Here is a 10,095-nt window from a genome sequence, read left to right on the forward strand (position 1 = left end):
CGACTGGTGGCCGCCCTTGCGCTTGAACTGTGGGTAACGCCCACGTTTGGCAAAGAAGTTGCCGAATGCTGTTTGCAAATGCCGCAGCGCCTGCTGCAACGGCACGCTGGACACGTCGTTGAGCCAAGCGTACTCCGGTTGCTTTTTGAGCAACGTCAACGCTGCGGAAGTGTCGTGGTAGCCCATCCGTTCCTGCCGCTGCTCCCATGCCTCACTGCGCAGCCGCAGCATGTGGTTGTAGACCACGCGCACGCAACCAAACGTCTGGGCCAAGAGGATTTCTTGCTCAGGCGTTGGGTAAAACCGGAAGCGGTAGGCGCGCTTGATGTCCATGCGCACAATCTACACGAAAATCACCTCATCCATCCAGAAGATAGCCCAACAAAAATGGAGCGGGTTCAGGGGCTTGCAATGCAAGCTGCGCTATCCCTCCCCGGCATGAATGCCGGGATTTCCCGCGCAGATTGATGAAATCGGCATAGAGCTTGGTCGTTGCAACAGTCTACCAGGCACGGGGTGGGGTAACGCTGGCCCGCGCAGCCCAGGCCACCAGCACCAACACCGGCAGCCCCAGCAAGGCGGTACCGGTAAAGAACGTGCTGTAACCGTGCGCATCCACAAACACCCCCGAAAACCCCGCCAGCCACTTGGGGGCCAGCAGCATCATGGAGCTGAACAGCGCGTACTGCGTGGCGGAATAGCGCACGTTGGTCAAGCTGGAGAGGTAGGCCACAAACCCGGCCGACGCCACCCCGGCGCTGAGGTTGTCCGCCGACACCACGGCGATCAGCGCCGTCACGTCGTGCCCGTGCCCGGCCAGCCAGGCAAACAGCAGGTTGCTGCAGGCGCTGGCCACGGCCCCCAGCATCAGCACACGCATCACGCCCCAGCGCATGGCCAGCGCGCCGCCCACAAAGGCCCCGGCCAGCGTCATGACCACGCCATAGACCTTGGTGACGGCGGCCACTTCGTCCTTGGTGTAGCCCATGTCCACGTAGAACGGGTTGGCCATGATGCCCATCACCACGTCGCTGATGCGGTAGGTGCCGATGAGCGCCAGCACCAGCAGCGCCTGTTTGCCGTAGCGGTGCAGAAAGTCGGCAAAGGGTTCGAGCATGGCCTCGCGCAGCCACGCCCCCAGCGTGCGGGCCTGGCTGGGCGGGCGCGGTGCGGGTTCCGCCGAGCACAACACCGTCAGCACGCCCACGCTCATGGAGGCGGCCATCCACAAGTACGCGCTTTGCCACGCGCCTTGCTGGTAGGTTGCGCCGGGCAAGGCACTGGCCACTGCCGCCACCGCAGGCACAGCGGGGGCCAGTTCGGCGCGCGCGGCCAGCCACAACACCCCAGCCCCAGCCCAGATCATGGCCAGCCGGTAGCCGGTTTGGTAGGTGGCGGCCAGTGCGCCCTGGTGTTGGGCGTTGGCGGATTCGATGCGGAAGGCATCCAACGCAATGTCCTGTGTGGCAGAAGCCAGCGCCACCAGCAGCGCGCAGCCCACCACCGTGTGCAGCGCCGTGCGCGGATCGGCCAGCGCCATGCCCACCAGCCCCGCCACAATGGCCAGTTGCGACAGCAACAACCACGCGCGCCGCTGCCCCAAGCGGCCCAGCAGCGGCAAGGGCAAGCGATCGACCAACGGAGCCCAGCACCATTTGAAGCCATACGCCAACCCAACCCAGCTCAAGTAGCCAATGGTGGCGCGGTCGAGCCCGGCCTCGCGCAAGCGAAAACTCAACGTACCCAGCACCAGCAGCAGCGGCAAGCCAGCGGCAAAGCCCAGTGCGAGCATGCGCAAGCTGGCCGGTTCCAGGTACACCCGCCACACGCGCCACCACGGCGGGGCTGGAGCGGCGGACGGTGCGGGCGTGACGTCGGGCGTGGAGGAAGCAGGCGGTGCGGGCGGAGCGGACATGAAACAGCTGGATACCAATCTGCCCCCCGTGGCGGCGGGCTTTTGGCTATTATTGGCCCATGTGCTGGCTCTGTGACGCAAAAACCACCCTTTCTTCCTCCTCCACCGTGGGTGGCGATGCCGCTGCCGACGACGGGCGGGGTTCGCACCGCTGGTCGTCGCGGCGCGGTTTCTTGCTGGCCAGTGCCGCCGGTGGGGCCGGGGTGGCGGCCACTTCGGCGGGGCTGGGGTTGCTGCCGGGCAACGCGCACGCACAGGTGGATGTGGGCCGCGCGTCGGCGTTGCGCACGCTGGTGCCCGCCGAGCAGCTCGAAAGCGCCGCCGGCACCCAGTACCAGCAGATGCTGCAGCAGGCGCGCCAGCAAAACGCGCTGGCGCCCGACAACCACCCGCAGCTGCGTCGCCTGCGCGCCATCGCCAAACGGCTGATTCCGCACACCACGCCGTGGAACAGCCGCGCGCGCAGTTGGCAGTGGGAGGTCAACCTGATCGGCAGCAAGCAGATCAACGCCTTTTGCATGCCGGGGGGCAAGATCGCGTTCTACACCGGCATCCTAGACCAGTTGCAACTCAACGACGACGAAGCGGCCATGATCATGGGCCACGAGATGGCGCACGCCCTGCGCGAGCACGCCCGCGAGCGGCTGGCCAAAACACAAGCGACCAGTTTGGGCCTGTCGCTGGGGGCACAGCTGCTGGGCCTGGGCGATTTGGGCAACATGGCCGCCAACCTGGGCACCAAACTGCTGAGCCTGAAGTTCAGCCGCGACGACGAAACCGAGGCCGACTTGGTGGGGCTGGAGCTGGCCGCGCGCAGCGCCTTTGCGCCGCAGGCCAGCGTGAGCCTGTGGCAGAAGATGACGGCGGCCAACAGCGGCGGGCAGCTGGCGTTTTTGTCCACCCATCCCAGTGGGCCAGACCGCATCAAAGAGCTGCAAGCCAACGTGCCCAAGGTGCAGACGCTGTACCAGCAGGCCCGCCAAGGCGGCTGACGCACCACGGCGCCACCGCCCGACGTGTGCGTCAGTCGCGCAGCACCGCCACGGCTTTCACTTCCAGAAAGTAGCCCGGCGCGCCGCACAGCTGGGCCGCGCCAATGGCCGTCCAAGCCGGAAAGTCGCTGGTGAAGTAGCGGTCGCGCACCTGCATGTACAGCGGCAGGTCGCGCATGTCGGTGTGAAAGCTCGTCACGTCCACGATGTCGGCAAAGGTGGCGCCTGCGGCGTCGAGCACCTTCTTCAGGTTCTCGAAGGTCTGCACGAACTGGGCTTCCTTGTCGGTCACCAGCTCCATCTTGTCGTTGCGGCCAATCTGGCCCGAGATGTAGAGCGTGTTGCCTGCGCGCACGGCCGGGGCATAACCGATCTTGTGGTACACGTCTTCCATGCCCGGCGGGATGATGGGCTGGCGTTGGGTGGTCATGGTTTGTCTCCTCGTTGTGGGTTCAGGTGCCGCGCACGTAGGGGTTGCTCTGGCGCTCGCGGCCAAAGGTGCTTTCGGGGCCGTGGCCGGGGATGAACACGGTGTCATCGCCCATGGGCCACAGGCGCTGGGTGATGCTGTCAATCAACTGGTCGTGGTCGCCCTGCGGGAAGTCGGTGCGGCCTATGCTGCCCGCAAACAGCACATCGCCCACAAAGGCACGCTGCGCTTCGGGCGAGTAGAACACCACGTGGCCGGGCGTGTGGCCGGGGCAGTGGCGCACCTGCACGGTGCTGTGGCCCACTTGCACGGTATCGCCGTCTTGCAGCCAGCGTGTGGGCGTGAAGTGCCCGGCGGGCGGAAACCCGAACTGGGCGCTTTGCATCGGCAGACCGTCGATCCAGAACTGGTCGCCGGGGTGCGGGCCGATGATGGGCAAATCCAGCTGCGCCGCCAGCTCGGCGGTGCCACCCGCGTGGTCGATGTGGGCGTGGGTGAGCCAGATTTGCGTCAGGTTCAAGCCCAAACGCTGCACTTCGGCCAGCACGCGGCCCAGGTCGCCACCGGGGTCGATGACAGCGGCATCCAAAGTCTGGTCGCACCACACCAGCGAACAGTTTTGCTGAAACGGGGTGACGGGGATGGTCAGGTATTGCAACATGCCCAGCATTGTAGAAGGCACGCTCACAGGTTGCTGGCGGCCACCACTTCGGACAGGTCGGTCAGGCCTGCCACCACTTTGTCGATGCCATCTTGGCGCAAGGTTTTCATGCCCGCCAACAAGGCTTGGGCGCGGATCTCGCCCGCCGAGGCGCGGTGGCGGATCTGGCGGCGCAGCTCGTCGTTGCTCAGCATCAGCTCGTAGATGCCCAGGCGGCCCTTGTAGCCGCGCTGGTCGCAGGCGTCGCAGCCTTTTTTGCTGAACAGGCGCACACAGCGCCCGCCCTGGCCGTCGGGCTGGCCGTGCTGGGCCGTCCAGCGCGCCACCTGGGCCGCCACGTCCTGCGCGTTGTAGGGCTGGGCACCGTCCAGGTACTGCGCGGCCAGGGTCTGCAGCTCCTCGGGCTGGGCCGGGCGGGCCTGCGCGCACCTGGGGCACAGGCGGCGCACCAGGCGCTGCGCCAGGATGGCCAGCAGCGAGTCGGAGAAGTTGAACGGGTCGATGCCAATTTCCAGCAGACGCGCAATGCTCTCCGGGGCCGAGTTGGTGTGCAGCGTGGACAGCACCAAGTGCCCAGTCAGCGAAGCTTCGACCGCAATCCGGGCGGTTTCTTCGTCGCGCATCTCGCCAATCATGACGACGTCGGGGTCGGCGCGCAGGAAGGTGCGCATGGCGGCGGCAAAGGTCCAGCCGATGCGCGGGTTCATCTGCACCTGGCGCAGCCCGGACTGGGTGATTTCGATCGGATCCTCGGCGGTCCAGATCTTGCGCGCCTCGGTGTTGATATCGCTGATGAGCGAGTGCAGGGTGGTGGTCTTGCCGCTGCCGGTGGGGCCGCACACCAGAATCAGGCCGTAGGGCTTGTGCGCCATGCGCCGCAGCGCGTCCAGGTCGTGCGCGCTCAGGCCAATGCCGTCGATGGGCATGGGCTTGGTGCCCGCCAGCAGGCGCAGCACCACGTCTTCGAGCCCGTTGGTGGTGGGCACGGTGACGACGCGCAGCTCGGTCTTGGTGCCGCCAAAGCGCGCAAAGTCGATCTTGCCATCCTGCGGCTTGCGGTGCTCCGAGATGTCCATGCCCGCCATGATCTTGATGCGCGCCACCAGCGCGTAGCGGAAGCGCGCCTCCAGCTCCAGGTAGCGCACCAGCTCGCCGTCGATGCGGAAGCGGATCTTGACGCGCTTGGGCGGGGCTTCGGTCTCGATGTGGATGTCGGACGCCTTTTGCGCGATCGCCTCCTCAATCAGCGAGTTGATCAGGCGCACCAGCGTGTTGTCGGACTCGCTGACGATGTCGGCCTCGGACTCGCGCGCCAGCTCGCTGGCGGCGCTGCTTTGCAGGTCCAGCGCCAGCGTCTTGGCGGCCAGGCGCGGCGTGGCGGGGTGGCCGGACGGGGCCGGGGTGGGTATGGGGCGCAGCTCGCGGTCGTAGGCGCGGGCAATGGCGGGCATGAGGGTGCCGGGCGCGGCCATCACCGACACGATGCGGCGCTGGGTCAGGAAGCGCAACTCGTCGAGCAGGCGCTGGTCCAGCGGGTCGGCCATCAGCACCACCAGCAGGTCGTCGTGCTGCAGCAGCGGCAGCACCGCCTCGCGCTCGGCCAGGTGGTGCGGGATGCGGGCCAGCGCCTCGGGGTCGCACTGGTAGCGGCTGGGGTCGAGCACGCGGTTGCCCAGCCAGTGCGCAATCACGTGGCGCAGCTGGGCCTCGCTGATGACGCCCTGCTCCACCAGCTGCTGGCCCAGCTGGCGCTCCACCCCCAGCACGCGGTCCTGTGCCTGCTGCTGCAGCGCGGCCTGCAACTGGTCGGGCGTGACGACGCCGCTTTGCAGCAGGGCCTCGCCCAGGTGGCGCACGCGGCGCAGCTGGGGCTGGGGGCGCTGCAGCAGCTGCCACAGCTCGTCGGGTGTGGCGGGCTGGGCAAAGGTCTGCGGCGCTGGGGCGGGCGCAGACGTGGGAGCGGCAACGGAAGGGGCAACGGGGGCAGGCATGCCCCGGATGGTAGCCAATCGGTGCGCCGTGCGCTGCCGCCTGGGGCCATGTGGGGCCATGCAAGGGCGTGGCGGCGGTATAGTTGCTCGTCTTGGCGCCCAGACACAGCCTGCCCGCTTTTTTTCCCCTCTGCACAACAACACATGCGATCCCTCACTCAACCGCTGGGCTGGCTGCTGGCCTGCAGCGCCTGGCTGCCCGCCAGCGCCGCCCAGTCTGAAACCCTGGTGTTTGCCCCCTTGCCCATGGAGGCGCCCGAGACCGTGGTCAAGCAGTTCAGGCCCATGCTGAACTACCTGGAGCAGCGTCTGCCCGGGCTGGAGTTCCGCATCGACTACTCCAGCGACTACCAGGAGGTGCTGGACAAGCTGCGCCAAGGCCAGGTGGATGTGGCCTACCTGGGCCCGCTGCCCTACGTGGCGCTCAAGTCGCAGTTTGGCGCCGCCACGCCGCTGGTGCATTTCCTGGAAAAATCGGGCCAGCCCAGCTACACCTGCGCCATCGTCAGCGCCAGCGGCAAGACGCGGCTCAAGTCGCTCAAGGGCGCCACGGTGGCGCTGACGCAGCCGCTGTCCACCTGCGGCTACCTGGCCACCGACGGCCTGCTGCAGCAGGCGGGCAGCTCGCTGATGGCACAGCAGTACCGCTACCTCAACCAGCACGACGCCGTGGCACTGGCGGTGGCGGGCGGCGAGTTCGAGCTCGGCGGCATCAAGACCGCCATTGCCCGGCAGTACGCCCACCTGGGCCTGCAGGTGGTGGCCGAAACCGCGCCACTGCCCTCGTTTGCGCTGATTGCCAATGGCCAGAAAATCAGCCCGCAGCGCCAGCAGCAACTGCGCCAGGCCCTGACCCGCCTGCGCCCGCTGCAAGACGCTGCCGACAAGGCCGTGACGCAAGGCTGGGGCAACAACATCCGCCACGGCGCCGTGAACGCCAGCGACGCCGACTACGAGCCGGTGCGCGCGCTGCGCCGCCGCGCCCGCATTCCGGAAAACGGCAACTTCTGAGCGTCGACCGCGTCATGAGCTGGAACCGCCGCCGCTGGAATTTTCTGGCCGCCTTTGTGCTGATAGAAAGCGCGGCCGTGGGGCGGCTGTACTACAACTGGCAGGACAAGGAGACGCGCTTTCTGGACCAGTACAGCGCCAGCCTGCAAGTCACGTACCGCTCCAGCACCAACATGTACCGGCTGATGACGCAAACCATCGTCAACGAGGCCGTCAACCGCCCCGAGGTGCTGGACCACATGGCACGCATGCCAGCGTTGGACGAAGCTGGGCGCGCCCCGCTGCGCGGCCACCTGTACCAGCTGCTGCTGCCCACCTACGCCAAGCTCAAGGCGGCCAACGTGCGCCAGTTCCACCTGCACCTGCCCAATGGCGAGAGCCTGCTGCGCTTTCACGAGCCCGCCCAGTTTGGCGACCTGCTGTTCGACGCCCGCCCGTCGGTGCGCATCGCCAACCAGCAGCGGGTGGCGGTGGCGGGGTTCGAGACCGGCAAGCTCAAGTCCGGCTTTCGCTACGTGTACCCGCTGCAGCGCCAGGGCCGGCACCTGGGCAGCGTGGAGATGAGCGTCACCTTCCGCGGCATCCAGCAGGCGCTGGGCGAACTTGACGACACGCGCGAGTACCACTTCATCCTGCAGCGCGCGGCGGTGCTGCCCAAGTTGGTGGGCGATGAGCAGTGGCTCTACGGCGACGCCGCCATCCACCCCGACTTTGTGGTGGAAGACCCCGAGGTGCTGCTGCCCGACTCGCCCCCGGCGCCATCGGGCAGCGCGCAGGCGCTCAACACCCGGCTGCGCCAGCGCGCCGACGTGCAGCAACTCATGCGCGAGGGCGGTGCCGCCACCGTGACCGCCAGCCACGGGGGCAAGGTGTGGGCGGTGTCGCTGCTGCCGGTGCGTGACGTGGAGCAGCGGCTCGCGGGCTACGTGCTGGCCTACAGCCGGGCGCCGTTTGCGCGCCTGCTGCAGCGCGAATTTGCGGTCTCGGCCGCGCTGGCCACGCTGGGGCTGCTGCTGATGCTGACGCTGTTTGGGCGGCTGACGGCGTCCAACGCGCGGCTGGCGCAGGAGCGCCACAACCTCAAGGCCATCACCGACACCATGCCCGAAGGCCTGTACGTGCTGGACAACCAGGGCCACGTCACGCTGATGAACCCGGCCGCGCTGGAGATGCTGCAGCTGCGCCCCGAGGACGTGCTGGGCCGCGTGGGGCACGACATCTTCCACTCCCATGCGCGCAACGACCACCTGCCGCTGCACGAGTGCCCGGTGTTCAAGGTGGTGCACCACGGCGGCGAGTTCCGGGGCGAAGAAGAATTCATGCGCGCCGATGGCTCCACGGTATCGGTGGAGGTGGCCAGTAACCCGCTGCGCCAGGGCGCGCAGGTCACGGGTTCGGTGACGGCGTTTCGCGACATCACCGCGCGCAAGGCCACCGAGGCCGCGCAGCGCCAGGCCACCGAGGCCGCCGAGCAGGCCAACCGCGCCAAGAGCGAGTTCGTGGCCAACATGAGCCACGAGGTGCGCACGCCCATGAACGGCATCATCGGCCTGACGCAGCTGGTGCTAGGCACGCCGCTGCAGCCGGTGCAACGCCAGTACCTGCACATGGTGCAGCAATCGGCGGAGTCGCTGCTGGCCATCCTCAACGACATCCTGGACTTCTCCAAGATCGAGGCGGGCAAGCTGACGCTGGAGCGGCTGCCGCTGGCCCTGCGCGCCACCGTGGCCGCCGCCTGCCGCAGCGTGGCCACCCGCGCCGCCGAAAAAGGGCTGGAGCTCGTTATCGACATTGCCCCCGATGTGCCCGAACACGTGCAAGGCGACGCCACGCGGCTGCGCCAGGTGCTCATCAACCTGGTGGGCAACGCCATCAAGTTCACCCCGCATGGCGAGGTGGTGGTGCGCGTGCGCTGCCAGCCCAACCCGGACGGCGCCAGCCCCGGTGCGGCGCCACTGCTGTGCTTCGAGGTGCAGGACAGCGGCATTGGCATTGCGCCCGAGCAGCTGCAGGGCATCTTCCAGGCCTTCTCGCAAGCCGATGCGTCCATCACGCGCCGCTTTGGCGGCACCGGACTGGGCCTGACCATCTGCCGCCAGCTGGTGCGCATGATGGGCGGCGAGATCGGCGTGCGCAGCCAGCCCGGCCAGGGCAGCACCTTCTGCTTTACGGCCCCGCTGCCGCTGCAGGATGCCGCCCCCGGCGATGCGGCGGCGCCCGACGCCCCGCCCGCCCCGTCCACCGCTGCGCTGGCCCTGCCGTGCCGGGTGCTGCTGCTGGTGCGCCACCCGCTGCTGCGCGCGCTGCTGCAACAGCGGCTGCAGGCCGCCGGCGCCCAGGTGCAGGCGCTGGCACCCGAAGCCCAAACCGAAACCGAAACCGAAACCGAAACCAGCCTCCCCCCCGGCACAACCGCCCTCCCCGACGCCACCCACGCCGCCACCATCCTGCTGCGCCGCGCCTGGGCTGAGGCCGCTGCCAGCGGCCAGCCATGGCACGCCGTGGTGCTGGAGGCCAGCTGGGCCGCACCCTTGGCAGCCGACGACTGGAACACCGCCCTGGCCCAGGGCGGCCTGCACGCGGGCAGCCAGCTGGTGCTGCTGCGCAGCCTGACGCCGCACCTGGAACAAGCCGCCATCGCCAGCGGCGCGGTGGCGCAGCACGAGCTGCTCAAGCCCGTGCTGCCCGAGGAACTGCTGGCCTGCCTGGCCAGCTCCGCCAGTGCCACGGCGGCCAGCACCGAGGCCCCGCCCCCCGCTGCGCCCACCCTGCCCGCGCTGCGCCTGCTGCTGGTGGAGGACAACCTCATCAACCAGCGCCTGGCCAGCGCGCTGCTGCAAAAACAGGGCCACCACGTCACGGTGGCGGGCAACGGCGCCGAGGCCGTGGCGCTGCTGTGCCCACCCGCGGCCGATACCGACACCCCGGCGCCCCCGTTCGACCTGGTGCTAACCCGGATATTTCACCATAGCCCGTAGAAATGAGGACGACATTGCCCTTGAAATGCCCGAACATCGAGGTATCGAATCTGGATGAGAGGACGGGCAATGCCGAAACCAAACTGTACACCGCAAACAACTGCCGATGAGGTTGGC

At 68.1% G+C, this 10,095-nt stretch carries 8 protein-coding genes; 3 read left to right on the forward strand and 5 right to left on the reverse strand.

All coding sequences use genetic code 11. From position 1 onward, the window contains the following. Both CON76_RS11690 and CON76_RS11695 read right to left on the reverse strand, forming a co-directional pair. On the reverse strand, window positions 1–333 hold a 333-nt coding region (locus CON76_RS11690; RefSeq protein WP_145995443.1), incomplete at its 3' end, for a helix-turn-helix domain-containing protein. Window positions 334–502: 169 nt separating this feature from the next. Continuing rightward, entirely contained in the window at window positions 503–1,915 is a 1,413-nt protein-coding gene (locus CON76_RS11695; protein WP_145995444.1) for an AmpG family muropeptide MFS transporter, read from the reverse strand. 59 nt (window positions 1,916–1,974) lie between these two features. Here CON76_RS11695 and CON76_RS11700 point away from each other — a divergent pair, with 59 nt between their 5' ends. Continuing rightward, a complete protein-coding gene (locus CON76_RS11700) occupies window positions 1,975–2,907 on the forward strand; it encodes a M48 family metallopeptidase (protein ID WP_101103525.1) in 933 nt (310 codons plus the stop codon). A 31-nt stretch (window positions 2,908–2,938) separates the two neighbouring features. On the opposite strand, the gene CON76_RS11705 is transcribed toward CON76_RS11700, so the two are convergent. The 3 genes from CON76_RS11705 to CON76_RS11715 are packed head-to-tail and all read right to left on the reverse strand — an operon-like array spanning window position 2,939 to window position 5,989. Further along, entirely contained in the window at window positions 2,939–3,337 is a 399-nt protein-coding gene (locus CON76_RS11705; protein ID WP_101103526.1) for a RidA family protein, read from the reverse strand. A gap of 22 nt (window positions 3,338–3,359) precedes the next feature. Next, window positions 3,360–3,998 carry an MBL fold metallo-hydrolase gene (locus tag CON76_RS11710; RefSeq protein WP_101103530.1) on the reverse strand — a complete coding sequence of 213 codons (639 nt, stop codon included), beginning with the start codon at window positions 3,996–3,998 and terminating at the stop codon, window positions 3,360–3,362. Between the two features lie 23 nt (window positions 3,999–4,021). Continuing rightward, entirely contained in the window at window positions 4,022–5,989 is a 1,968-nt protein-coding gene (locus CON76_RS11715) for a GspE/PulE family protein (RefSeq protein WP_101103527.1), read from the reverse strand. A gap of 144 nt (window positions 5,990–6,133) precedes the next feature. Here CON76_RS11715 and CON76_RS11720 point away from each other — a divergent pair, with 144 nt between their 5' ends. Together CON76_RS11720 and CON76_RS11725 are read left to right on the forward strand one after the other, a co-directional pair. After that, entirely contained in the window at window positions 6,134–7,000 is an 867-nt protein-coding gene (locus CON76_RS11720) for a PhnD/SsuA/transferrin family substrate-binding protein (RefSeq protein ID WP_101103528.1), read from the forward strand. Between the two features lie 14 nt (window positions 7,001–7,014). Further along, on the forward strand, window positions 7,015–9,978 hold the full coding sequence (locus CON76_RS11725) for an ATP-binding protein (protein WP_101103529.1): 2,964 nt from the start codon (window positions 7,015–7,017) through the stop codon (window positions 9,976–9,978). Window positions 9,979–10,095 lie beyond the last annotated feature (117 nt).

This window comes from Macromonas bipunctata (genome assembly GCF_002837135.1).
Classification (GTDB): Bacteria; Pseudomonadota; Gammaproteobacteria; order Burkholderiales; family Burkholderiaceae_C; genus Macromonas_A; species Macromonas_A bipunctata.

Coding starts and splice junctions, on each gene's coding strand:
- CON76_RS11695 (WP_145995444.1), bottom strand. CDS start 1,915: ATGTCCGCTCCGCCCGCACCGCCTGCTTCCTCCACGCCCGACGTCACG.
- CON76_RS11700 (WP_101103525.1), top strand. CDS start 1,975: ATGTGCTGGCTCTGTGACGCAAAAACCACCCTTTCTTCCTCCTCCACC.
- CON76_RS11705 (WP_101103526.1), bottom strand. CDS start 3,337: ATGACCACCCAACGCCAGCCCATCATCCCGCCGGGCATGGAAGACGTG.
- CON76_RS11710 (WP_101103530.1), bottom strand. CDS start 3,998: ATGTTGCAATACCTGACCATCCCCGTCACCCCGTTTCAGCAAAACTGT.
- CON76_RS11715 (WP_101103527.1), bottom strand. CDS start 5,989: ATGCCTGCCCCCGTTGCCCCTTCCGTTGCCGCTCCCACGTCTGCGCCC.
- CON76_RS11720 (WP_101103528.1), top strand. CDS start 6,134: ATGCGATCCCTCACTCAACCGCTGGGCTGGCTGCTGGCCTGCAGCGCC.
- CON76_RS11725 (WP_101103529.1), top strand. CDS start 7,015: ATGAGCTGGAACCGCCGCCGCTGGAATTTTCTGGCCGCCTTTGTGCTG.